This window comes from Streptomyces sp. NPDC104831, from assembly GCF_055583025.1.
The window spans coordinates 1-22,610 of the sequence record NZ_JBVJOT010000091.1 but is presented as its reverse complement, the minus strand read 5'-3'; the positions used below and the strand labels follow the sequence as shown (position 1 = coordinate 22,610).

16 protein-coding genes are annotated in these 22,610 nt (G+C 70.8%); 3 read left to right on the top strand and 13 right to left on the bottom strand.

Annotation, left to right across the window (positions count from 1 at the left end; all coding sequences use genetic code 11):
• From ACZ63H_RS36035 to ACZ63H_RS36010, 6 genes are all read right to left on the bottom strand, one after another.
• Positions 1 to 1,284 (bottom strand): hypothetical protein (locus ACZ63H_RS36035; RefSeq protein ID WP_469872428.1); only part of this gene is annotated, 1,284 nt, incomplete at its 3' end.
• A 105-nt stretch (positions 1,285 to 1,389) separates the two neighbouring features.
• Positions 1,390 to 2,634 (bottom strand): hypothetical protein, encoded by a 1,245-nt coding sequence (locus ACZ63H_RS36030; RefSeq protein ID WP_469872426.1) that lies wholly within the window; start codon positions 2,632 to 2,634, stop codon positions 1,390 to 1,392.
• Positions 2,635 to 2,968: 334 nt separating this feature from the next.
• Positions 2,969 to 4,063 carry a hypothetical protein gene (locus ACZ63H_RS36025; protein WP_469872424.1) on the bottom strand — a complete coding sequence of 365 codons (1,095 nt, stop codon included), beginning with the start codon at positions 4,061 to 4,063 and terminating at the stop codon, positions 2,969 to 2,971.
• Positions 4,060 to 7,998 carry a hypothetical protein gene (locus ACZ63H_RS36020; protein WP_469872423.1) on the bottom strand — a complete coding sequence of 1,313 codons (3,939 nt, stop codon included), beginning with the start codon at positions 7,996 to 7,998 and terminating at the stop codon, positions 4,060 to 4,062. The genes ACZ63H_RS36025 and ACZ63H_RS36020 overlap by 4 nt, the downstream gene beginning before the upstream one ends.
• Complete coding sequence (locus ACZ63H_RS36015) at positions 7,995 to 10,337, bottom strand: hypothetical protein (protein WP_469872421.1); 2,343 nt, start codon at positions 10,335 to 10,337, stop codon at positions 7,995 to 7,997. The genes ACZ63H_RS36020 and ACZ63H_RS36015 overlap by 4 nt, the downstream gene beginning before the upstream one ends.
• Positions 10,334 to 12,832 carry a DUF6603 domain-containing protein gene (locus ACZ63H_RS36010; RefSeq protein ID WP_469872419.1) on the bottom strand — a complete coding sequence of 833 codons (2,499 nt, stop codon included), beginning with the start codon at positions 12,830 to 12,832 and terminating at the stop codon, positions 10,334 to 10,336. The genes ACZ63H_RS36015 and ACZ63H_RS36010 overlap by 4 nt, the downstream gene beginning before the upstream one ends.
• Positions 12,833 to 13,429: 597 nt before the next feature.
• Between ACZ63H_RS36010 and ACZ63H_RS36005 the strand changes: the two genes are divergently transcribed.
• On the top strand, positions 13,430 to 14,050 hold the full coding sequence (locus ACZ63H_RS36005; protein WP_469872418.1) for a hypothetical protein: 621 nt from the start codon (positions 13,430 to 13,432) through the stop codon (positions 14,048 to 14,050).
• Positions 14,051 to 14,068: 18 nt separating this feature from the next.
• Here the strand turns inward: ACZ63H_RS36005 and ACZ63H_RS36000 are convergent, their stop codons facing one another.
• Positions 14,069 to 14,944, bottom strand: coding sequence for a hypothetical protein (locus tag ACZ63H_RS36000; protein ID WP_469872416.1), 876 nt, complete (start codon positions 14,942 to 14,944; stop codon positions 14,069 to 14,071).
• A gap of 1,375 nt (positions 14,945 to 16,319) precedes the next feature.
• Here ACZ63H_RS36000 and ACZ63H_RS35995 point away from each other — a divergent pair.
• Both ACZ63H_RS35995 and ACZ63H_RS35990 read left to right on the top strand, forming a co-directional pair.
• A complete protein-coding gene (locus tag ACZ63H_RS35995; RefSeq protein ID WP_469872414.1) occupies positions 16,320 to 16,613 on the top strand; it encodes a hypothetical protein in 294 nt (97 codons plus the stop codon).
• 11 nt (positions 16,614 to 16,624) lie between these two features.
• On the top strand, positions 16,625 to 17,443 hold the full coding sequence (locus ACZ63H_RS35990; RefSeq protein WP_469872432.1) for an SPDY domain-containing protein: 819 nt from the start codon (positions 16,625 to 16,627) through the stop codon (positions 17,441 to 17,443).
• A 295-nt stretch (positions 17,444 to 17,738) separates the two neighbouring features.
• On the opposite strand, the gene ACZ63H_RS35985 is transcribed toward ACZ63H_RS35990, so the two are convergent.
• From ACZ63H_RS35985 to ACZ63H_RS35960, 6 genes are all read right to left on the bottom strand, one after another.
• On the bottom strand, positions 17,739 to 18,074 hold the full coding sequence (locus ACZ63H_RS35985; RefSeq protein ID WP_469872430.1) for a DUF6355 family natural product biosynthesis protein: 336 nt from the start codon (positions 18,072 to 18,074) through the stop codon (positions 17,739 to 17,741).
• 509 nt (positions 18,075 to 18,583) lie between these two features.
• Positions 18,584 to 19,279, bottom strand: a complete 696-nt coding sequence (locus ACZ63H_RS35980) for a hypothetical protein (protein ID WP_469872412.1) — start codon at positions 19,277 to 19,279, stop codon at positions 18,584 to 18,586.
• 74 nt (positions 19,280 to 19,353) lie between these two features.
• Complete coding sequence (locus tag ACZ63H_RS35975; RefSeq protein ID WP_469872410.1) at positions 19,354 to 19,758, bottom strand: hypothetical protein; 405 nt, start codon at positions 19,756 to 19,758, stop codon at positions 19,354 to 19,356.
• 161 nt (positions 19,759 to 19,919) lie between these two features.
• On the bottom strand, positions 19,920 to 21,644 hold the full coding sequence (locus ACZ63H_RS35970) for a relaxase/mobilization nuclease domain-containing protein (protein ID WP_469872408.1): 1,725 nt from the start codon (positions 21,642 to 21,644) through the stop codon (positions 19,920 to 19,922).
• Complete coding sequence (locus ACZ63H_RS35965) at positions 21,641 to 22,261, bottom strand: hypothetical protein (protein WP_469872407.1); 621 nt, start codon at positions 22,259 to 22,261, stop codon at positions 21,641 to 21,643. Before ACZ63H_RS35965 ends, ACZ63H_RS35970 begins: the two co-directional genes overlap by 4 nt.
• On the bottom strand, positions 22,258 to 22,461 hold the full coding sequence (locus ACZ63H_RS35960) for a hypothetical protein (RefSeq protein WP_469872405.1): 204 nt from the start codon (positions 22,459 to 22,461) through the stop codon (positions 22,258 to 22,260). The genes ACZ63H_RS35965 and ACZ63H_RS35960 overlap by 4 nt, the downstream gene beginning before the upstream one ends.
• Between the last annotated feature and the right edge of the window lie 149 nt (positions 22,462 to 22,610).

Genomic DNA, 22,610 nt, shown 5'->3' with positions numbered 1-22,610 from the left:
GTGGTACTTCTCGGTGACGGCCGCGTTCTTGGGGGCGTTGAACCACTGAAGGGTTCCGTCCGAGGTGTCGGTCTGGCTGACGGTGCAGAAACTGTTGCCGATGACCGGTACTGCGGTGTAGACCGTGTCGCCGTCCGCCAGGGTGGCGGTGATGTCCTTGGCGTCCTGGGCCGCGCCGGTGTCGAGCAGGGATGTCTTGGGGGCCAGGGCGAGTACTCTGCCGTTCTTGCCGGTGCCGCAGACCAGGACGCGGGACTCGTCGGCGATCATGTCCGCGCGGTAGATGTGCAGATCCCCGTCCCCCAGCGTGGTCACAGCACCGTGCTCTTTGAGCCCCAAGGTGGCGTCATCGGGATTGGCGGCCCTGACGGTACTGTCCAGACAGACGTACACGCGCCGCAGATCGCGGGGGAACGCCACCGCGGTCGCATCGAGGTAGTCATTTAGCCCGGCGGAGGAATCGGCTTCGGTCGGGTTGTCGCAGGTCAGTTCGGATCCCAGGGATCCCAGGATGACCCAGTGTTTCCCGTCGTTGATGGCCTCGCGGGGCATGAAGAGACCGTCCCAGGGGCCGTCGAGGTATCCGCGGTGGGTGGTTGCGACGAAGCCGTGTTCGATGCCGGTCATCTCCAGCGCGTCGCCGCTGTCCTTGGACACCATGTTCCCCCACTTGTCCCAGGTGAGGTAGACGAGGAGCCGGGTCTTGGACCGGGGCTCGAAGCAGACGGCGTCCACTCGGTCGACCGGCAGGCCGTGGAGGAGGTTGTTCGTGGTGAGCGTGAGGCGCTCGGTGAGGGCCTTGGCTGCGTTGAGGTCGTAGAGGTAGTAGTCGAGGCCGTTGAAGAGGTAGACCTGGGAGTCGCTGATGGCGGTGGCGGCGGTGATGCCGTGTACGAAGTCCTTGGGCAGGGTGAGCTCCTGCGCGGGGTCGGCGTCGGCGGTGGTGGCGGTCTCACCGGTCATGAGGTCGAGCTTCAGGTAGCGATTGCCGCGGAACATCCACAGGTGGCCGCCGGCGACGAACTGTGCGCGGTAGACGTGACGTCCAGCAGTGGACCGCAGGCCGGGCCAGCGGACCGTCAGGTGCTGAAGGGGCGTCGTCATGGTCCAGTCGGACTTGTAGAGAACGGGCTCCTTGTCGCGGTGGCACTCGCCGAACCAGGTCCCGCGGAAGACCCACAGGCGGTCCTCTTTCACGGTTTCGCCGGGCAGGACCACGGCTCCGGTCAGGCCGGTGGCCTCGGGGGTGGGAATCTTCGTCCAGTCCTTCTTGACTTCTGGCATCGTTCTTCTCCTTGAGAAACTGGATGAGTGGGGGGGCCGGGCGGGGCCGGTGGGTGCCGGCTCTCGGCCCGGGTCGTGGAGGCGGTGTCGTGGCCCGGCGGTTGCTCAGGTCTGGGTGCGGGCTCGGGTGCCCCAGGGTTGCCAGCGCAGGCTGGTGGTGAGGGAGGCGGGCATGGCGCCGTCGCTGTCGGGCTGGCGCTGCTGGTCGGTCAGGTTCCAGGTGACCAGGACGGTGTTTCCGGCCGGGACGGGGACGTCGAGGATTTCGCCGGGTACCCGGGGGTCGGCGTCGCCGGGGCCGTGGCAGCGGATCTCGTAGTGCTGGTACACCTGCGGGCTGCCCGGGGCTGTGACGGTGATGGCGAGGCTTCCCCGTGCACCGGGGGTGTGGGCGCGCAGTGTGCCGGTGAGCAGTCCGTCGGTTTCGGGCTGGTAGGTGATGTGGACCGGCTGGTCGTGGTACATGCGGCTTTGCGGTAGTTCGAGCTGGGGGACGTCCTGGATCGGGCTGTGGCTGTCGGGGGCGGGCTGGAGGATGTCGACGGTGCCGGAGGCGGTCAGGTCGCCGGCGTGGAGCCAGGGGTTGGCGACGGTCACGGTGGTCTGCAGCCGGTAGAGCGGCGGGGCGGTCTTGGGTTTGGCGGCGCGCAGTTCGAAGACGGTGTCCTGGTAGACGCGGACGGTGTGGGAGCGCACGCTGGTGACGTCCACCGTCTGGTCCTCCCAGGCGAGGGTGAGGGTGTGGCCTTTCGGCTCGGTGTCCCAGGACAGGGTGACCTCGGAGCCGGCGTACACGCTGGTGGCGGCGGGGCGGAAGTTGCGCAGGGTGAATCCGGCGGGGGCCTTGGGCAGGGCGGGTGGCGGCGCCAGGGTGTTGGTGGTGTCCTGGGTGGCCCCTTTGACTTTCTCCTGGACGGTGAGCGTCGCGTTTCCGGGCGCGGAGTTGATCTCCAGGTCGGGGAAGTCGAACTCCACGGGCAGTGCGCCGGGTTCGAACCGGTAGGGGGCGGTGCGCGGTGTGGCGTTGAAGCGTCCGGTCGCGCTCGGTTTCATTCTCCATGTCCCTGTGGGCAGGGCCGGGCTGATGGTGCGCGTGCTGTTCTTGGCGATGAGGTCGTGCTCGGCGTCGCCGACCGGGAACACGAACAGCAGACCGTCGCAGTCGACCGGTGTACTGCCGGGCAGGGAGATTCTGACGGTCACGGTGCCCAGGTGCGGGCTCTCGCCGGCGGTGGAGGAGGTCAGCGGCACAGGTGTGGTGTTGACCTCGTAGGCGAGGAGCGTCGGGCCGGTACCGGGGTCGTTGTCGCGGGTGTGGACCGGCTCCGGAGCCGGCTCGTCAGCCGTCATTGGGCTGGTCCGGTCACGCCGCAGGCCCGGCGGCTGCACCGGTGCCGGGCATCGCGAAGTGTGCGCCCTGGTGCGCTGGAGAGGTCGCCTGGGTGCGGGCCGGTCTGGGCGTGGTGTGTTTGGTGGGCCGTGGGCCCGGTTGGGGCCGCGGCGGCCTGGTTGTCCGCTCGCAGAGAGCGTGTGCGGGGTGTGCGAAGGGGCATGGCCGGTGGCTTCTCCTGGGTTGGGCGCGGTTGGCGGAGGCGGACGCGGCGGGGGGCGTGTCTTCCGGTAGGTGGGCTGGGGGTGGGTGGCCGGGGTGTGCGTCTTGGTTAGGTGGCTGTCGGCGAGGTGTTCAGATGGTGTCGAGGGATCCCGTGCCCATGGGGTACCAGGTGATCTGGGCGGTGTAGGAGCCTTTGGCGGCCATGGTGTAGGCGGCGAGCGTGGCGCCTTTGGGGACCGGCACCAGGAGGTTGCGGGGGGCGTTGCTGTCCGGAGCGAGGGTCTCGGCGCTGTGGACGACTGTGAGGTGCTTGCCGGTGCTGTCGACTTTGTCCGGGTCGATGGTGGTGATGCGGAGTCTGAGGAGGGCGTTCGCGCAGTCGGTGCCGGGCCTGATGTGCGCGGCGACCAGTCCGTCGGTGGTGGGGTGGTGCGTGCGGTTGCGGGGTTCGTGGGTGGTGGTGAGGGGCAGCACGGGGGTGGGCCGGGTGAAGAGGGTGACGGTGCCGTCGGCGCTGAGGCGGCCGACGGTGAGGTTGGGCACGCCGACGCCGACGGTGAGGGTGCGGGCGCTGGTGAGGGTGTTGTTGCCGCTGGTGGTGGTGGCCAGGAGCGCGAAGGCGGTGGTCTTCTGGATTCCCGGGCAGGTCCAGGTGCCGTCCTGTCCTTTCATGAAGGAGTTGACGGGTACGGGGGCGGTGTCGCCGTAGCAGATCGTGTAGGCCAGGCCGGCCTTGGGGGCCTTGGCCGTCCAGCGCAGGGTGAAGGGGGTGCCGGCCTTGACGTCGGCGGGCTCGGCCCAGAAGCTCGTGATGTCTTCGATGGGGCCGGTGATGGTGAATACGGCCGGCGGTGGCTGGGTGGCGGTGCTTGTGGTGTGGCAGGCGACTTCGAGGTGGGTACTGCCCTGGGTGGGGCGCAGGCCCTTGAGGAGGATGTCGAGGCTGGTGCCTGGGGTGATGGTGACGGGATCGGCGGGGCGTAGCTCGTGGCGTGCCGCTCCGGCGGGTCGCAGGTCCCAGTTGGTGGTGCCGCTGCTTGCGGTCGGCGGCTCGTGTTGGTGGCCAGCGGGCCTGTCGGGTTTAGGGCCGGAGGCCCGACGGCGAGTGATGGTGATGTGGCTGCAGGTGACGGGCCGTGCGGTCGGGTTGGCGAGGGTCAGGCGCAGGTCGGTGGTGTCGCCGTGGGGGGCGAGGGTGCAGGTCGGCGCTGCGTGGTGGGTCATTGGTCGCCCTCGGGCTCTGTGCTGGTGGGGCGGGTGAGGGTGAGGTAGCCGGTGCGTGCGTCGGGGACGGTGTCGGGCGGGTGGATCAGGGTGTCGGTGTGGCCGATGTCCAGGTGTGTCCACTTGTCCGGGGTGTCCGGGCTGTCGCCTGGCTGGGTGCGTTCCCACCATGTCCAGGTGCCGTGCCAGCTGCCCGGCGCCGGGAGCGCGAGAGCGTCGGGTGCGGTGTTGTCGTGCTTGCCGGGGGTGGTGCTGGGACGGGCGCGGGTGGCCAGGACGGGGCCGGTGGGGATGTTCAGGGCGATTCGTGCCAGGGGGCCGCGGACGGCGTCGTCGGGGACGCGGGTGGTGGCGGTGGGCAGGATGCCGGTGTGGGCGTGCAGGGTGGTGAAGGGGTCGACGAGCATGGTCACCCAGGCGGCGGCGCCCGGTGCGGGGCGGGCACCGTGGGGGGTGTCCTCGGCGGTCACGGTGGGGAACGCCTCGGGGGTGAGGGAGCGGGTGTAGTCGTCGCGGTCGCGGTTGTCCTTGCGGGGCCGGTAGGGGCTGTACAGGGCGCTGTAGTCGGTCGGCTGGCCGACGGGTGCGGTGTAGTAGCCGATCATGCCGTCGTGGGGTTTGGCGGTGTCGCCCAGGCGGATGGGCCACGCGGTGGTGCGCAGTGGGTTGCCGTCTGCGGGGTCGGGGCCCTTGAGGAGTCGCTCCCAGGTGGGCTGGGGGTGGGGGGCGTCGGCGAGTTCGATGCGCAGGCGGGCGCGGACGACGGCGACGGGGCGTCCGGTGAGGAGGGTGAACGCGGTGGTGTGAGTGTCGTCGGGTGCGGCGGTGGACAGCAGGGCCTGGTCGATGACCTTGCACAGCTGGGTGAGGGAGGCGCTGTCCTGGGCGGGGTCGTCGGTGAACAGGTGTTGGATGAGGGGGCCGAGGTGGGGGTGTTGGTCCGTGAACGTGGTGCTGTGCAGGTCTTGGACGGTGAGGAACGGGCAGCCGGGCAGGGGGCACCAGTCCAGGCGTCGCTTGCCGTGGGGGCCGGTGGCGGCCAGTTCGCCCAGGGCGGTGCCGTCGGCCGCGTAGACGGTGAGGGTGGTACCGGTGTGGTCGGGGACGATCCATCCGCATACGGGCCCGTGGTCGGGTGTGTTGGCTGGGGTGGGGGCGGCCTCGGAGGACAGGACGAGGTGGTCGTCGGTGGGGCTGACGAGTTCGATGAGGGCGCGGGCGTCCTGCTGGAGCCGGGGCTGGTACTGGGCGCAGGAGTCGGGGCTTGCAGGGTCGAAGACGAGCAGGGTGCCCTGGTGGTCGCCGGCGCGGGGGGTGTGGCCTGCGGCGTGGGCGGTGTTGGGGGTCAGGGCGGTGGAGCGGGCGATGGTGGTGGTGGGGCTGGTCTGGGGGTTGATGTGGTCGTAGGCGCGGCCGAAGCGGTCGACGACGACGAGGTCGGTGAAGCGGAACTGGGCTCCTGAGGCGGCGCTGCCCCAGGCGGGGACGCTTTTGCCGGTGGCGTCGCTGGTGGGGCTGGGAACGGCGAAGTGGGGGGCGGCGAGGCCTTCGAGGTCGACCGGCTTGTCCGGGGGGTCCCAGTGGGTGGCGGCACGGGCTTGGGTGAGGTAGGCGCCCAGGCCGTCCAGGCTCTGGCAGATCTGGCTCTCGGTGGCGGTGTCGTGGAGGGTCTGCAGCAGGACCGGATCGCTGTCGGGGTGGCGGCGCAGGTGGTCGCGGATGCGTCCGCGGACGATGTAAGAGGGCAGGGCGGCGAGCAGGGTCAGGCCCTGGAGGTCCTGGGGGTCGGTTCCGCCGGTGGTGTCCAGGTGCCAGTGGTGGCCGTCGTAGTGCCATCCGGGTGTGGCGCTCGGCTGGACGGGCAGGCAGCGCAGGCGCAGGGTCCAGTAGAGGAACAGCGGCTGCCAGGGCTGTGCCCACAGGTCGCTGGCCGGCCAGGAGGGGGCGCTGGTGGTGGCGGTGCGAGCCAGGTGCTTGTGGTGGTCGGCCCAGGTCTTTACGTCGGTTTCGGCCGGGGTGCCGGGGGTGCGTCGGGCGTTGTAGGCGGCCTGGTCGAGGGCGTTGAACTCGCGCAGGACGTCCAGCAGGGGGGCCCATGGCTGGTAGGAGGTGACGGGTTGCCAGGGCCCGGCCGCGTCGCCGGGCTTGGCCTGGGCGGCCAGGCCGGGCGGGGCGGGCGGCACGGCTGTGGGCTGGGGGTCGATGCGGTCGATGAGCTGGTTGCGGAAGCGGCATGCGAGTGGGTCACCGGGGCCCAGGGTGACGCCGGAGCCGGCTCCTTGGATGAGGACGACGGGGTCTTGCGCGCGCCGGTACGGGGGGTGAGGGACGCGCAGCAGACGCTGGTCTTCGGCGAGCTGGAGGTCCTTGGCGAGGTCGGCGGTGGCGGTGGTGAGCTGCGCGGTGGTGTCGCCGGCGGGGAGTTTGGAGCGTTGTTGGGCGGCTTGTGCTTGCAGAGCGTGGGCCTGGGCGGCCAGGGATCCGGCCTTCGCGCGGTTGAGTTGGTCCTCCAGCTGGGGGCGCAGGCTCGGCGGGCAGGCCCGGGGGTCGAGGTCGTCGGGGTCCTCGGTGGTGGAGGGCAGGCCGGCCAGCCACCACAGGTCGTACAAGCGGCACCGGGCGTCGGCGAGTTCGCGGGCCGTCTGGTCGTATGCCTGCTGGTCGGTGTTGAGCTGGTCCAGGCGGGCGTGCTGCTGGGCGGTGAGCGGGGTGGGCGGGCGCACGCCGCCCTTGCCGTCGGGGACGGGGCGCTGGGCGATGGCCCAGTGGTAGCCGGCGGAGCGGGAGGCGAAGCAGGCGTCGTGGTCGGCTTCCTCCAGGATGCGGGCGTGGTCGGCGAGGCTGCGATCGAGGGTGTCGAGTCTGGCGCTGTCGAAGGCGCGGCGCAGCAGCCGTTCGGCGGGGGGCAGGCCGTCGTGGGCGCGCTGGGCGTCGCGGGCGTCGGCGGTGTTGACGCCGACGGCGACACGGACCTGGCCGCTGGCGTTGACGGGGCGTGCGCTGGCCCAGCTGTCGGTGTCGTCGTGCCAGGTGAGGGCGAGGACGGTGCCGGTGTACAGGGTTCGGGTGGGTACGGGGGTGGCGGGGGCTGTCCAGTTGAGCAGGCGCAGGCCGGCCTGTGCCTTGCTTTCGGGGGTGGTGGCGTCGGTGTCCAGGCCGTGGAACTTCAGCAGGGCGTCCAGGGGGCCGGTGCCCTGGGGGTTGGCGGTGAGGATGTCGTCTTCGGCGTGGGAATACCATCCGGCGATGAGGTAGCTGACGGTGCCCTTGGCCAGGGGCTTCCCTGCGGCGGTGAGGGGGTCGTGCAGGGAGAAGACGTCCTGGTTGTAGCACTGGAAGAGGGTGAAGGCGGGGGTACCGCAGCCGTCGGCGGTCAGGAAGCGGGCGGCGGTGGTGTCCGGGGGCTGCCAGCCCTTGGCTTCCAGGTCACGGGAGATGCCCAGGCGTACCGCCTTGCCGTCCTTGACGTAGGGCACCCCGGCGGCCGGGTCGCCGGTGGGCTTGGTGGTGGTGTAGTCGCTGTGGACGAGCCAGGCGGCGCAGGTGGGCGGTGGTGGTGTGTCGCCGGGGTTCGTGCCGGGGGCGAGGCGGTGGTAGCGGACTACGAGCCACCGGTTGGGGACCAGGGGGTAGGTGAGATGCGCCAGGCCGGCCTGCCGCCCGGGGTCGGGCTGGGGGGCGGTGAGGTCGGTGCGGCCGCGGGTGAGGGCGTGCGGCAGGTCCCACTGCACGTAGGCGCCGTTGAACTGCTTCTTGTTCTTCCAGTCGGTGTCGGATTCCGCGAAGTCGGCGAGCGGGTCCTGGCGCAGCGTGGCGTGGGTGAGGGCGCCGAAGTCGGGGGGAACGCGGTGGAAGCGCTCGGTGCGGACTTGGTCGTTAACGGCGAGCGCGGTGGCCTTGACGGGCACGATCAGTGTGGTGTCCGGGCCGGTCATGGCGTCGCCTCCGGGGCTTGGGGGTAAGGCTGGTAGCCGGGACGCTCGAAGACCAGGCGCGCGGTGGTGTCCAGCAGTTGCAGACCGAGCTCGGCGCTGGTGAGTTCCAGGCGGTCCTTGTTGCCCTTGTCGGTGGGCCAGCGGCCGTGGTCGGCGAGGGCCTTGCGCAGGGCGCGGTTGAGGCAGTCGGGTTTGTCTCCGGGGGTGAGGATGGCCAGCGTCTCGGTGGGCTTGTTGCTCACGCAGCCGGTGCGCAGCAGGTTGCGGATGCCGGTGCAGTTCTCGTGCAGGGTCTGGCCGAGGTGCTGCGGGTCGGCGAGGTTGCGCAGGATGATGGTGTCCTCGCCGTCGAGGCCGTAATGGGGTTGTTCGGCGGGGCGGCGCAGGACGACCTGTCCGGGGGTGGTGGTGAAGTAGGCGAGGAGCAGGTCGGGGGCCAGGCGCTGGGGCGGGCTGTACAGCACGGTGGCGGCCTTGTCCCCGTGGGCTTCGGTGATCAGGGACGGCCAGTCGCGTACGACGCGTGAGCGGACCAGCATGCCGCAGGCGGGCAAGGTGGCTTCGTCCAGGAGCCGTTGCTGCAGGAGGCGGGTGACGTGCTGGTCGAGGGAGGTGGCCTGCCCCATGCGTAGGGCGCCGGCGAGCATCACGGCCAGCCACTGGCCGTCGACGGTGAAGAAGCGCACGCTCTCGGGCGGCAGCAGGCGCCGGTCGGGAACCAGATGGTCCAGCGGCAGGGCGGCCAGCAGCTTGCGTGCGCGCACCGCGTCGTCGACCGTCTCTGTGTGTAGGTTCACGACGTGGCGGATCAGTTGGGCCATCGCGCTGTTTTGCGGGGCGTCGGGGCCGGTTTCGAGCACGTGCAGGGCATCCGGTACGTCGCCGTCGGAGGGGTCTTGCCCAGGCGGCGGTGCGTCAGCGGGGGCGGCGGCAAGGAGGGCTTCGAGCCGGTGGCGGGCGCTGCCGGTGGCGTGCAGGTGTCGGGCCACGCGCGGGGAGTGCCCCGGGGGTGCGGGGGGCGCGGTGCGGGCGCGTTCCAGGACGGCACGGGCGGGCGGCCCGTCGGGGCCCTGGCGCATGGCGCCCTGGGTGATGGCGGTGTGGACGGTGGCGTGGACGTCCTTGCGGAGCACGGCGAGGGCCTGGTTGAGGGCGGGGTCGGCGAGCAGCAGGAAACGGCCGAGGGCGAAGGCGCTGGCGTGGCTGACGTCGAACACGCCGTGGTCGCTGTCGTAGACGAGGGCGTCAGTCTCGCTGGTCAGCGTCTCGGGCCGGCGCGGCGCCGGGCTGGGGGTGACGGGGGTGAACGGGCCCCGGTACCAGGCCAGGGTGCGTTCCCCGGTGGGCAGGCGGTGGGTGAGGGGGACGTAGCCGGCGCACACTCGGCGCCGGGCCGCCGCGGCGGTCACGCTGTCCTTTGTGTTCTTGTCGCAGCCGCCGGGCACCGGCAGGCGCAGCAGCAGGTCCGTGCCGGTGGACGTGACGAGGTGGTCGACGGCGTCCTTGAAGGAGCCCCTGGCATCGGGATCGTGGTGGAAGGACCACGAGTACAGCGACAGCAGACGTGCCGTCTTGAATCCGCCGTGGGTGCCGTCGAGGTGCTTGCCGAGTCCTTCGAGGGAGACCAGGTGGGCGCTGTAGTCGCCGGGGGTGTGCGGCAGGCGGGCGGACAGCAGGACGGCGGTGGCGTGTTCGGCATCCTTTCCGGGGCCTTTGCTGCCGTCGGCCCAGGTGCGGTCGGTGTCCTCGCGTACCCGCCGTACGAAGGCGAGCTGGGCGATCTCGGCCAGCCGCGGCAGGACGTCGGCGAACACCTCGGCCGTGATGTCGATGGTGCGGCAGGTCGTCACGCCCTGCGGGAGCTGTTCGTCGCCGAGGTCGGGCAGCAGCAGGTCCGCCGGGGGCTTCTTGCACTGCCCGAGGAAGTCCGTGACGGCTCGTTCGCTCCAGGTCTTGCCCGTCTGCTTGTCGGCTTTCAGGTCGTCGTCGCTGAAGACGGCCAGGGCCAGCCACGGGGCGCCGGCACCGTCCGCGTCACGCTGCCAGGGCAGGGTGGACTCGGTCAGCGCGAGGTGGGCCATGGTCTGCCGGTAGTCGCTCGTGGAGCCGGGCGGCGGGTAAACGGAGGCGACGGCGCCCGCGTCCAAGCTGAAGCGGGGCCCGGCGACGGTCAGGTCGTGCGAGGCCTTCTCGCTGTAGTCCTTGGTGACGCCCTGGCCGGTGACGGTGGTGGTGACGGTGACGGTGTAGGTGCCCGCCTCCACGGCCGGTCGGACCTCGTTCTGCAGGAGCAGGCGCCGGTCGGAGTCGTCGAGCGGCTCGGGCGGGGTGTCGGTCACTGAGTGCCTTCCGTGTCCTGGCCCAGCAGTGGTTCGGTGCGCAGGTACAGCCACAGGTGTTCGGAGAACTCGCCCAGGGTGTCCTGGGCGATGACGGTGTCGCTGGCGGGGGCGAGGTCCCACAGGGCCAGCTGGCCGGTCAGGACCGCACGCCCGGTGGCGCCCGTACCCGTGCCTGCGATGCCGGCGGCGATCTTCTCGCGCACGCTGCCTTTCGATGCTACGGCGGGGGGAACGGGGCTCTTGCCGGCGGGCAGCGGGACGTGCGGACCGTCGGTGTCCTCGTAGGCGAGGGTCTTTTCGGTGGTGGCCAGTGCCGTGCTCTGGCCGGGGACGACGGGCGGCAGGTTCAGGCGCAGGCCGGTGACGGCGTCGGTGCTCTGCTCACCGGAAGGCAGGCTGGGTTCGGCATCGGCGCCGATCGGCTCGCCCCACAGTCCCAGCGGAACCCGGCCGTTGATCGCCTCCACGACCCATCGGTTCTTCTCGATGTCATAGGGCTTCTGATCGCGGGTGACCTCGACGGTGTGGGTGCAGGCGACCGCCTTCAGATCGGCCGGCCGCACCGGCAGGTCGCCCTTGTCGGTCCAGCCCTTGGGGACGGTGTCCTTGCCGCCGGTGCGCAGCCGGGCACGGGTGACGGGAACGGCGCTGCGGGTGGTGAGGCTGAACGCGTCATGGGACATCTGCCAGGGCTCGTCCGGAGCGGTGCCGCCGGCGGGCAGCAGCCCGGTGGCGGGGTGGACTTCGACGACCGGCTGGTGCAGGCGGCTGCTGGTGAACTGGTCCCACGTCAGCACCTGCTTCTTCTTCGGGCGGTCCTCGCCGAAGGAGATGTCGAAGGAGCGGCCGAGCGCGTGGACGGAGGCGACGCCGCCGGTGGGCGGCCCCCAGAACTGGACGCCGACGCCGAAGGTGCCGCGCAGGGTGGCGAGCCACAGGTCCACCTCCACCCACACGTCGGCGTGGGCGGTGACCTCGAAGTGGAAGGGGTCCCACTGGATCAGCGCGTCGATGCCCACGTCGCAGCCCGCGCCGATCGGTCCGGCGTGGAAGCTGACGGAGACATCGGTGCCGGCCATGAACGCCGACGGGGTGAGCGCCGCGTAGCAGGACCCGCGCATGGATACCTTGTCCGACACCGACCACGACAGCTGCAGCCGCTCGACCTCCGGGTAGTGCGACGGCCTGGCGTAGTGCGGGTGGTAGCCACCGACGGTGGCGACGAAGTCGCCGGGGTGGGCGCTGGCCCCGAACCACACGCACAGCGCCGCGCCGCCGGACAGCTGGCAGGAGGGGTGCACGACGAACGATCCGGGCGAGATCTTCGCGTACACGCCGAGCATGTCGGTGCGTGAGGAGTAGGACGCGGACAGGTCCAGGCCGATCTTCGCGAACGGTTCCTCGCCGTTGGGGAACTCAGCGGCGAGGTGCCCGAGCAGGGCAAGGGTGAAGTCCTTGTCCGCCGCGGTGCCGAAGTCGACCAGGGCCAGGGCGCTGCCCTTGAGGAACTTGAAGGAGTCGAAGTCGATGCCGGCCGCCAGCCAGGCCCGCCCCGGGGCCTGGCTGATCCACGGCGTGCCGCCCGCGGCGCCGGTGAGCTTGTCGAGGTAGCCGAGCGGGTTGGCCAGCAGGTCGTCGGTTCCGGCGGGCATCAACGGGAAGGCGCTGATCTCCTCCACGCCGGGAATGCGCACGGTGCTGTTGAAGCCGAAGCCGGCCGCCGCCCCAGTGATCCGAAACGGCGGTGGCCCCACGCCTTCGCCGTTCTTCAGCGCGAGACGGCCGAAGATGAACACCGACGGCCCCTGGCCTTGCTTCTGCGCGTAGCCGCCGACCGCGACCAGGGCGAGGGCCGGCGTCTCCACCGCGGCGGCGCCGTCGATCAGCACGGTGTAGCCGGGCTGCTGACGCAGCAGGAACGAGCCGGCGACTTTCAACGGCGGCCGACTCCATGCCAGGCCCAGACCATCCAGTCGGGCCGTCACGTGGGCGGGATCCTTGACGGGGACGCCCAGGCCCATGCCGTCGACGGCGAAGGTGAGGCCGGAGAGTTCCACCGACGCGTCCGCGAGCACCCACACCGCGCCCGAGCGGTACTGCAGGCCCAGGCGCTCCAGGCGCACCGGCCCCAGACCCCGCCCGACAGGGAACCACACCACCGCACCTGTGGTCGCGCCGCCGATTCCGTCGGGGGGCACGCCGCCGGTGACCACGGTGCTCTTCACCGCGGCGATCTGCGGGGCCCACAGGTCCTGGCGTTTGCCCGACAGCGATGCCGTCACCCCCACCGCCAGGCTCGATGTCAGGCCCTTGGGCACCAGCAAGTCCCCGGATTTGACCAGGGCGAGAGCCTGGTTCAGCTTCTGGACGTCGGTCGGTCCCAGGGCCTTGCTTGTCCCTACCACCGACAGTGCCTCCAGGCGCACGTCCGCCTCCTCGGGCACCATCGGCCCCACCACCGGAACCGCCCGCAGGCCAGCGTCCAGGTCCACTCGCGCCAGCAGTGCCCACACCCGCCCCGACCCGCCACCCCCGCCAAGCGTGCTCTCCGCCTCGCTCTCCCTCGCGGCCCCCTGCCCCTCGGGCCCTTCCTGCTCGTCCACGGCCCTTGGCCTCCCAGAAGGAAACACCCGCGCCCCGCCGGGCACGACTGCGGCCCGCACGGACCGTCTTGTTCGTATCCATACCCTCACCCCGGCCACACTTGAGCAGAGCCCGGCACGGCCCAATGGCCGCAAAAACCACTCGAACACAGGGCGCACGGCGGGGCATGACCTGACCCGCCGCGCACGCCTCAACGCACCCGGCCATCCAGGTGATGCCCCGCCCTCGAAGGCTGCTGATCTAACACGGGGGCAACCGACACGTCCGGGGACAGCTTGTCCGCACAAGGCCGTACTCCGACGCGGCGGCGGGTCGGAGGCGGCACGCGCACGCTGTCCCTATCGTGGGTGTGCCCGCGCCCGGCCGCAGCCACCCCGCCTCGACCGAACCGCGCCGTCCGCGTTACGCCTGTCGCGTCACCGTTCCACACGCGCGGCACGAGCCCCGGGCGGACGGCAGCAGCCGCTTGGAGAGGACTTCCACCGATGGACACCGAGAACATCCAGATGGGCAAGGCCACCACGGTCCACGTGACCGGCACAAAGGAGGGAGACGGCACGTGGAGGGGCAGCGGCAGCATCGACAAGCCTTCCTGGGCCGATGTCGCTGCCTGGAGCCAGCAGACATTCGGTGTGGAGATTCCCGCCGACGTCCTCCAATTGCCCCTTCAATCGTTGGCCCTCGCGCTCACCAAGCCCCCCTCGGGGCAGGCTTCCTACCGTCTCGCGCTGACACTCGCCTTCACCCTCGGCGAAGTGTCCGCCGCCGTGGTCATCGGCATCGACCACGGCATCGGCACCGGCTTCACCGCCGGAGCGACGCTCTTCCTCCAGGGCAAGGGCGACGACACGTACGCGTTCACCGGCACCCTGCAAGCGGCAAAGGCCCTGACGCTCACCCTCGAATGGGCGACGGCGGAGGACGGCATCCCCGTCACGGACCTGGCCCATGCACTGGGCCTGGACGTGGATCCGGATGCCTTCCCCGCCGCGGCCGTCACCGGTGCCCGGCTGTACTACACCGCCGGCGGTCCGCAGACCCCCTACAGCCTCGCCGCCACCTTCTCCGCCGGCGGTGCCCGCGTCGCCGCCGCGCTCACCGGCTGACGCTTTGCCGCCGCCCGGTCAGATCTGCCGGAACGTGCAGTAGTGGTCGTCCGAGTAATAGAGCTCGCCGGTACGGTCGTTTCGCACAAAACGCCGCGTGCCCCGGGCGGCAGAAGGCGAGCGGTGAACGTCCACGTCGTACTCGCTGTACCGGTCGGTCGCCGGTTCCAGGGGAGCAGGGAGGGCCGCGAAGGCCGCCGCGTGCGCGTGCAATACCGGATTGGGTCTGGCCGGGCCCCCGGCGAGCGTTCCGAAACCGGCTGCCACCCAGTCGTTTACCTTCGTGGCCCCGGTCCCACCGCCCGCCGGGTACTGCTTGTTGAAGCAATTCCGCAGTCGTGTCCACGCCGTGGTGGCCGGCAGTGTGCTCGGAGGCACGTTGTCGAACGGACCGCCGTATCCGATCCAGAACCGGACCGGGGAAGCGACCGCCATTCCGGTCTGCGGGTTGACCGACGCAATGAAATAGACCCGGTGGTGGCCCCGCCGTCCGGCAAGGGGATAACGCGGCTGGATCGGCCACGCCTGTGCCGTCGGTGAAACTGGGAGCGGGGCAGCCGGGAAGGGAGCGTCCCACCAAGGCGGCACGCTTACTACCGCCACCTGGCGGGGCACGGCGGTGGAGGCAGCGGGATGTGCGGGCGGCATCGCCGCCCACCACCCTGCCATTAGGATCAGATCACCTGGGAGAGCACTGGTGTCGAGCGCGAGCGCACCCCCGGCCCCCCCGGTAGCGGTCTTCGCGGCCCAGAAGTGGCTCGTGCCTGGCTGAGGAGAAATGACCCTCGGCGCGGGCACCAGAGAAGCGACCGGCACACCGAACACGACCACGGCGGACAGCAGGAGGGACAGCCACCGGCCACGCCTCGTAATGGCGCGAATGTTGAAGACCATGAGGCTCCCTTCCATGACCGCAGGCCTCACAGTCCGGCGTGCGCACGAGGCCTGACGCGGGCAAGCACCGGGCACCCCCTGCGTCCGGCAACCGCCACAGCGTGGAACGCGGAGAGCCACACCTAGTAGATGAGATACCTGCAGAGTTGTGGCTTGACCGTAACGCGGACCCAGGACCGGCCGGGGACACCGTCACGCAACCTTGCTGCGTCCGGCGTCGCGGAACCACTCCAACGGCCGAGCGCCCGCCTCACGCATGCCAGGAGCGTTCCCACCCACTCACCCCAGGATTGACCCGGAACCTACGGCCGCTCCAACAACGCCATCGAGACACCTACTTGGGGTGGAAGAGCGAACCCTGCCAGAGTAGCGATTGATCCCTGCCATCTGCCGCAGCACTACCGCAACCGAGCACTCGCCGCACCGTCCAGACGTGACTGTCCATCCGGTTTCGCGGGATGCGAGCGCGAGATCCTGGGATCCCGCTGACCTCTGGTTGGTCCACCCGGATGGGAGACGGCGGGAAGACCCTGGGCAAGTCGCCGAGAGGCAGTGGACCAGTTCGGAGGCATAGGTGATGGACTTCGGGAGGTAGAGCTCGCGGCGATCCTCGCTGTTCTTTGCCAAAAGGCTGCCTTGCCACACATGGATCGCGCCCGCGCGCTGTTTCAAAAGGCTCGGACGTTATCCACAAGGGAGGCTTCTTAGTCTCTTTGCGTAAACAACAGCGCACATCGGTGTCCGCTTCTGGATGCACTTTCTACTCATACACGCTTACCTGAAGGAAGTTGAAAGGTGCAGATTTGCATGAAACGTGCCGCTATATCGGCAGTTCTTCAGAATGTACCGCGCTTGCTCAGCTGGGTTTTCCTACGGGTGCCCGCCACTGCCGGCGCGACCTCCATGGTGTCCATGGAATCCGTTGGCTGTCGACCATGGCAGACAAGCTGGAGCTCTCGGCGCACCGTACACGGGTCACGGACGACACAGGATTTGAGAACCTACAGCTCTGGCGGCGGACCGCAGTTCGCCCGGGGCAGACAGGAAAGATCCCCGAAAGACTGGCCAACGAGTCCGGGGCATGTCAAGGTAGACGACCTCCCCGGGAAAGCCCAGGTCAGGTAGGCGATTCGCGGCCCGGCACCGGCCACGGAGGGTGGCACGCCACCGGGGTCGTGAATGGGCTCGGGGACTGGATGGCCGAGACGTCGGCGGGCGGTGTCACCGCCGCCGTGCCACGGGCGCTGAGGACCAGCCAACGCGTACTGCGCGCCCGCATTGCGGGGTTCTGCTCGGTGAAGGCGCCTTCCTGCTCGACCGGCGGCCGATCCGGGCGAACGGCGTACCCGCCGCTTCCCCTCGTGAGGAGGTTTCCGTGCCGTCCACGGAAATGACCGTCCAGGATCTCATCGACCTGCTGTCCGCCTGTGAGTGTGATGCTCCGGTCCGGCAGGCGTTGAACCCGTTCTTCCCGATGGAGCACCGGCTTGCGCAGGCCGTCCAGGTCAAGGACGCGACCGGGAAGACTGTCGTCTATCTCGCCGAGGGAGGTGATGAGTACAGCCAGCTCGGTGTCCTGCCGCCCGAGGTTGCCGTGGAACTGGCCTGGCAGTCTCCCGTTCAGCCGCCACCGCGGCGTGCCCGCCGCACTGCTCGCGGCGGCCAGTAGTTCCCCTCACCCTGGAGGTGCTCCTGAATCCCGACGTCCCATTCGATCCCTCCGCCCGCGGCCAGATCCCGGCGGCCTGCTGGGTCGGCCCCCGCCACCTGGCCGGCGACGACGGCCGCCTCTACGACACCGTCGCCGACACCCTCACCACGCTGGGCTGGACGAGCCTGACGATGGTCCGCGGCCGGCAGGAGCCGGACGAGGTACCGGAGGACCGGCAGGTTGTGCGCAGCACCGTCCTGCACCTCAGCCCCGATACCCTGCGGTGGGCCCAGTGGGTCCGGGCGGACGAGCCGTTCCTGCTCGGGGACCTGCCGATCGCCTGGCACCTATCGGCCCGCGCGGACACGAGCAGTCCGCTCGCGCAGTGGTCGGCGTACTTCACCCCCGATGTCCCCGGGGAGGCCATCGCCGACTTCCTCGCCGCGCTCGACGCACGCCGGCACCCCGCCACACCGCGCGGCGGCACCGAGCTGGTCCTTGAGGTCGTCACTGGGCACGGCTGGCTCCTCGACATCGACCAGCCGCACACGGGAGCGATGGACGCGACCTTCACCACCCACCTCAGCTACGGCACGGTGCCGCCCCTCATTCAGGACGGTGACCCGCAGGCCCTCACCCGCGAAGTGGGAGAGGGGCTGGACGGGTGGCAGGCGTGGTCCGAGCCGGTGCTCGGCGGGGGGTGCCTGTGGGCGGCATCCTTCAGCTCCGGCGTCCCCCACGACCTGGTCGCCGCCTTCGCCCGCTCGGTCAGCTCCACGGCACCGGTCCTGCGCCGGGTGCTCCCGGACAGCACCCGGGACCGACTCCTTCGCGCTCCCGCCCTCTGAGGGCCCAGACCGAGGAGGGCAGCACCGAGCGGCCGGAAACTTTGAGGGCCCGGGGCCGTTACGAGCCCCTACACGGCATGGCACCCGGCCGTTTCCGCCTGCTCGGAACATGGTGAAGCCCGGCATCCCAATGGGATGCCGGGCTTCACCATGTTCGGCAGCGGTGGACATCGCTGAGGCTGGCGGGGCAGCGGTCGGGCCACTGCCCTCCGGCCTCTTCGGTTGTCCAGGGGACGGTTACGGCCTCACTGCGGGCTGGGATCGTGTGCCTCGCGGAGGAACCGCCGTGCTCCTGTCAGGGCCCGGTGTCGCCCGGGTGGGCGCAGAGGCCGTTGGGTGAGTAGGTGCTGTCGTACCAGGCTCCAGTGGCATCCGAATCCAGGTTTGTGCGGCCGGGACCGACACAACGGTGGTAATTGGACCGGGGCCACCGCTTTACCTGGATCCAGACATTGGTGTCCGTAGCGCAGTGCTCGTAGAAGGCGTTCTCGTACCTCGTGGGCGGGTTCCAGCCGCAGCCCTGGATCTTCTGGGGGGCAGCCGTCGCTGGGGCGACCGCCCCGCCGGCTAGGGCGCCGGCCAGAGCGATGGTTACGAGGCCGAGCCGGGGGCCGCGCCGGGCCGCCGCCATGAGCAAGGGGCCAGGAAATTTCATCCGTCTCCTCCAACTGAAGCGTGCGAGGCGGATGCCGCGCACGAGCAACTGGTCCCTCGGATGAGGGTGCAAACTCCGGCGGCAAGAACGGCCTTGCTCGCACGAAGAGGTAAGCGAATGCTCACTACGTAGACGCTAGCGGCGGCGAAGGAACGAGCCTCGGGCGTTCCCCACGTACTTTCCGGTAAACCCCTCTTTCGGGCACAAGATCATTTATATGATGTGATTTCATCCTCGCCCTGTTGGGTCGAATCTTCGGGCCACCGGATACTCCCAACCCCAGACCTAAAGTCGTGAGCAGCGTCGGCGCAGCTCAGGCTGGGCCAGTGGCCAGTGGCCAGTGGCCAGCGGGACGGGGCGGCACACCGGACCCGCAGTCAGCGACGTCACCCTGTCCGGCCTGGTGTCGGCCGATGCCGAACGGCACGGGAAGGCAACGTCCCCGGCTGTCATCGAACAGCCGGGGACGCCTCGGGCGGTGGACGTTACCGCCGTGTGGCCTTGGCCAGGGCCTTGTCGAGGTGCTGGTCGACGAGGGCGGGGGATCCGGAGACGATCACGAGGACGTTGTCGGCGCGGATCGCGGTTTGCTTCATCACGCTGTCGTGTTCGCCGGCGGAGAAGGTCAGCAGCTGGCTCCACTGCTCGTCACCGAGCTGGGGCGGCACCGTCTTCTGGGTCGTGATGTCGACGGCGGAGCCGCCGACGACGACCTGGTACCGCGGGCATCCGGTCATGGCGTCGAAAATCTTGCCCATGCCGTCGGACAGCTTGCCCGGGGTGTCGCTGTACAGCTCCTCGGAGACCTCCGAGTCGCTGCTGCCTGCGTAGGCGAAGGCGGTCGTCGCCTTGCGGGGGAAGTCGAGTGAGCCTCCGGTGGCCGCGTCGCCGCCGAGGTCGGTGAGGGCGGGGCAGCCGAGCACGGTGACGTCGTCGTTGTGCTCGACGCGTTCGAGCTTGCGGGTGTAGCCGCTACCCAGGTCGTCGGCAGTGATCAGACGTTCCGTGAGCGCGGCCGACGACAGCGGGGTACCGCCGTCCGGCCCCGGCACGGCCGGGCTGGCGGCACGGGCGGAGGAGGACGTGGCGGAAGGCGCCGTTTTGGTATGGGACGAGCAGGCGGGCAGGGCGAGCAGGGCGGCGGTGATGCCGACGGCGGTGGTGGTGACGCGCACGCGCACGAGGTGACCCCTTTGGTGTTGGGAGACGGTTGGGCAGTGCGGGCCCGCAGGCCCGGGGTGGTAAGGGCCGGGGGTCAGTGGCCGAGGTGGCGCAGGCAGTCCTCGAACGTGAAGAGCGTGTTGTTGTCGGCGGCCGGCCCGGAGTGCCGGTTGAACCAGGCGGCGTCCAGACGCCTCTCCTGCTGCTGGTGGCCGACACGGCAGCGCAGCCAGATTTGGTTGCGGGTGGCCATGATGATCCAGTCCCGGTAGGCGCCGCACCCGGTGCAGGTGACGATCTCGTCGTCTAGGACGAGGGGCCACGGCCAGGGCATCATCCACCCGTCGACCTGGTCGTGGCTGGGCACCCGCAGCTCCGGGGGAAGGAAGTCGTCCACCCCGGCCACCGGCTCCGACGACCCCGCGCTGACCTGTGGCTCCGAGGGCTCTGCGTCGGCCTGCGGCTCGGGAGCTGGGGGCCAGGGCATGCGTTGCGCCATCTCCCACATCTCCTGGTGCCGGCGCCGCGCCTCAATGACGAACGGGTCCTGCTTACGGCGTCGTATCCGGTGAAACACCCTGGCGTCCTCCTGCGTCTCGTCCTGCTCGCGTCAAGATCGTCCCCCACGGATCCGGCCTGTTCAACTCACAAAAGCCCTAGTCACAACCGGCCGCGTCCGGACCCGGTCCGGGTATGTGCCTGGCCGCTGGAGTGGCCGGCGGTGCGCCCGGTACGGCGGTCGGCGGGCACCGTGTTGCTGGTGTCGGCGGGCAGGTCGGCGCTGCGGCGCAGGCGCCACACCAGCACGTCGCTGACGGACTCGGCGGTGCCGAGTTCCCTGCGCCCGGCGGCGTCGGCGAGGAGTTCGGCGGGATCATGGCCGGCGGCTTCGGCGTCGGCGAGGGTCGCGGCGAGCGCGTACCAGCCGGGCTCGGCCAGGACCTGCTCCGCCAGCTCCGGCACCGCCTGACGCAGGACGGTGGTCTGTCGCTGCAGGAGCGGGCGGCCCAGGCGCCGGCCGTGCTGGTAGAGGGCGCCCAGGGGCTGGGCGGCGGCGGCCTGGTAGGCGGCACGTAGATGTTCGGCGGCCTGGCGGGCGGCGGCGGCCTGCTGGGCGTGGCCCTTCTTCGCGTGCCAGTGCACGGCGGCGGTGACGAGGAAGAACAGCATGTCGATCGCCATCGCGGTGGTCGCCCCGTCCTCCCCGCGGCCGAGCGCGGGACCGCCCTGGACGAGGTCGCGGGCGGCCTGCCGCAACGCCCGGTCGTGGCCGCGCTCGGCCCGCACGTGGGAACGGGAGGCCCGCTCGAAGGCGACGGCGGCCTCCCGCAGCTCCGCGCGGGTGTGCGCGGCGGAGGTCTTGGCGAGCGCGTCCAGGACCTCGCCGGCCGAGGCGATGTACGCGGCGGCAACCGTGCCTTTCTCCTGCTCGATGACGAGCAGCGTCTGCCACGCCGCCGAAGCCGTCTGGCGGCGTGCGGCGGACGGGCTGCCCGGCCCCGTAGGCGAGGGCGGCTCGATGGGCCTGGCGCCCTGGCCGTTATCGAGGGTGGCGGTGAAGCGTTCGCGGATGCGAGGCAGGGAGAGGTCCGGGGCCAGGCGTGCGCCGGGGTAGAAGACCGGCTCGCCGTCCTTGTTGCGGTCATCGGGCAGGGCGACCTTGTAGCCGAGCAGGTCACCCGAGGGCGCGGTGCGCTTGCGGACGAGCAGGCCGGCGGCGGCCAGCCGGTCGAAGAACTCCTCCTCGCCCGCCGCGCCGGCCACCGCCCGCCGTACGGTTTCGCGCAGTTCCTCGCGGGCGGTGCGTTCGCGGCCCTGGCGCTCGGCCTTGTGCCGCTCGGCGCTGGTGGGCCGCTGGGCAGCGGTTCCGTCGCCGGGCGCGACCTGGTGCAGCCCCAGTTCCTTCTCGATCAGGCGGCACTCGGCCTGGGCGCGCCTGCCGGAGCGGAAATCGTCGGGGCGGCTGCCGTCCTCGCACACCAGCGTGGCGACGATGTGGATGTGGTCGTCGGCGTGGCGTACGGCGGCCCAGCGGCAGCCGGGCTGTCCCTCGCCGGGATCGATGCCTGTAGCGGCCACGATCCGGCGGGCGACCTTGGCCCACTCCTCGTCGGACAGGGTTCGGTCGCCAGGCGCGGTGCGGACGGAGGTGTGCCACACGTGCTTGGCGGGCCGGGCGTGCTTCGGTAGCGCCTGGACGGGCTGGTCCAGGAGCTGCTGGAGGGCCTTGAGAGTGGCGTTCGGGTCGCGGCCGGGGTCGGGGGCCATGCCGTCGAAGGAGGCCACGAGGTGGGGGTCGACGTGTTCCTCGTGCCTGCCGGGGCCGTAGAGGTAGGCGAGCAGGCCGATGGTCCGGTCGCCGGGTGCGTTGACGCTCGGGATCATGCTGCCTGTTGCTGTTCGAGGACGGCGGTCGCGGCGGCGTGCACTGCGTCGGCGGCCCGCCGCACGGCCGTGAGGCTTGCCTCTAGCTGGGGAGCGATATCCGCACCGGAGTTGAGGGCCTTCGTGACCTGGTTGAGATTGCTGCCGGCCCAGCCGAGCTTGCGCCGGCTGTCGAATAGGGCGGTCAGAACATCGCGTTCAGTGGCGATCTCGGCGTTCGTTCGGTCGAGATCTCGGGCTGCGGCGAGCGCGGCACGGGCGAGGAAGCCGCCGACGGTCAGGTTGCACTGGGCGGCGGCGGAGGCGATCAGGGCGAACTCGGCATCGTTGAAGCGGGTCGTGCGCAGGTGGTGACGCTTCTTCTCGGGCGGTTGACGTGGACGCTGACGGGCAGGACGCTCACGAGGGCGACGATTCGGCTTGCGCTCCTCCCCCGGCTTCGATCCGCCCTCGGTCGAAGCCCCCAGGACCTGCGCCCCCCGGTGCAGGTCCCCTTCCGCCCCCTCAGGGGTGGACTTGGCGGAAGTACTACTTCCGCCCCAACTTGCTCGCCCCGCGACCGAGTTGAGTTCACCGGCAGGTTCCGGGGCGGAGCCGTTCTCGATCGGGTTCGTCATCGGCTCTCGGGCCTCGCTGCGCGGAGCCGACGCTGGACGGCGGCGGCCAGGGCAAGAACGTCGGCCGGTCCGTCGAGGAGCCGGACCGGACCGTGCGGCTCGTGCTGGACGAGCCACCCGCCGGTCGGCAGGGCCACCATGGCGTGGACGAGGCGTCGGCGGACCAGGACGGTGGCCCAGGCAGCCGCCTCAGCGGCCATGTCCCGGGACGCGGGAGCAGAACGGGGGATCACGTGGTGCCTTTCGGTGCGCGGGCGGGGGGGGGGGGGGGGGGGGGGGGGGGGGGGGGGGAGGGGGGGGGGGGGGGGGGGGGGGGGGGGAGTGGGGGGGGGGGGAGGGAGAGGCGGCG

Bases quoted from the DNA above. Each gene is read 5' to 3' on its own strand.
- ACZ63H_RS36030 (WP_469872426.1), bottom strand. From the start codon at position 2,634: ATGACGGCTGACGAGCCGGCTCCGGAGCCGGTCCACACCCGCGACAAC.
- ACZ63H_RS36025 (WP_469872424.1), bottom strand. From the start codon at position 4,063: ATGACCCACCACGCAGCGCCGACCTGCACCCTCGCCCCCCACGGCGAC.
- ACZ63H_RS36020 (WP_469872423.1), bottom strand. From the start codon at position 7,998: ATGACCGGCCCGGACACCACACTGATCGTGCCCGTCAAGGCCACCGCG.
- ACZ63H_RS36005 (WP_469872418.1), top strand. From the start codon at position 13,430: ATGGACACCGAGAACATCCAGATGGGCAAGGCCACCACGGTCCACGTG.
- ACZ63H_RS36000 (WP_469872416.1), bottom strand. From the start codon at position 14,944: ATGGTCTTCAACATTCGCGCCATTACGAGGCGTGGCCGGTGGCTGTCC.
- ACZ63H_RS35985 (WP_469872430.1), bottom strand. From the start codon at position 18,074: ATGGCGGCGGCCCGGCGCGGCCCCCGGCTCGGCCTCGTAACCATCGCT.
- ACZ63H_RS35975 (WP_469872410.1), bottom strand. From the start codon at position 19,758: ATGGCGCAACGCATGCCCTGGCCCCCAGCTCCCGAGCCGCAGGCCGAC.
- ACZ63H_RS35970 (WP_469872408.1), bottom strand. From the start codon at position 21,644: ATGATCCCGAGCGTCAACGCACCCGGCGACCGGACCATCGGCCTGCTC.
- ACZ63H_RS35965 (WP_469872407.1), bottom strand. From the start codon at position 22,261: ATGACGAACCCGATCGAGAACGGCTCCGCCCCGGAACCTGCCGGTGAA.
- ACZ63H_RS35960 (WP_469872405.1), bottom strand. From the start codon at position 22,461: ATGGCCGCTGAGGCGGCTGCCTGGGCCACCGTCCTGGTCCGCCGACGC.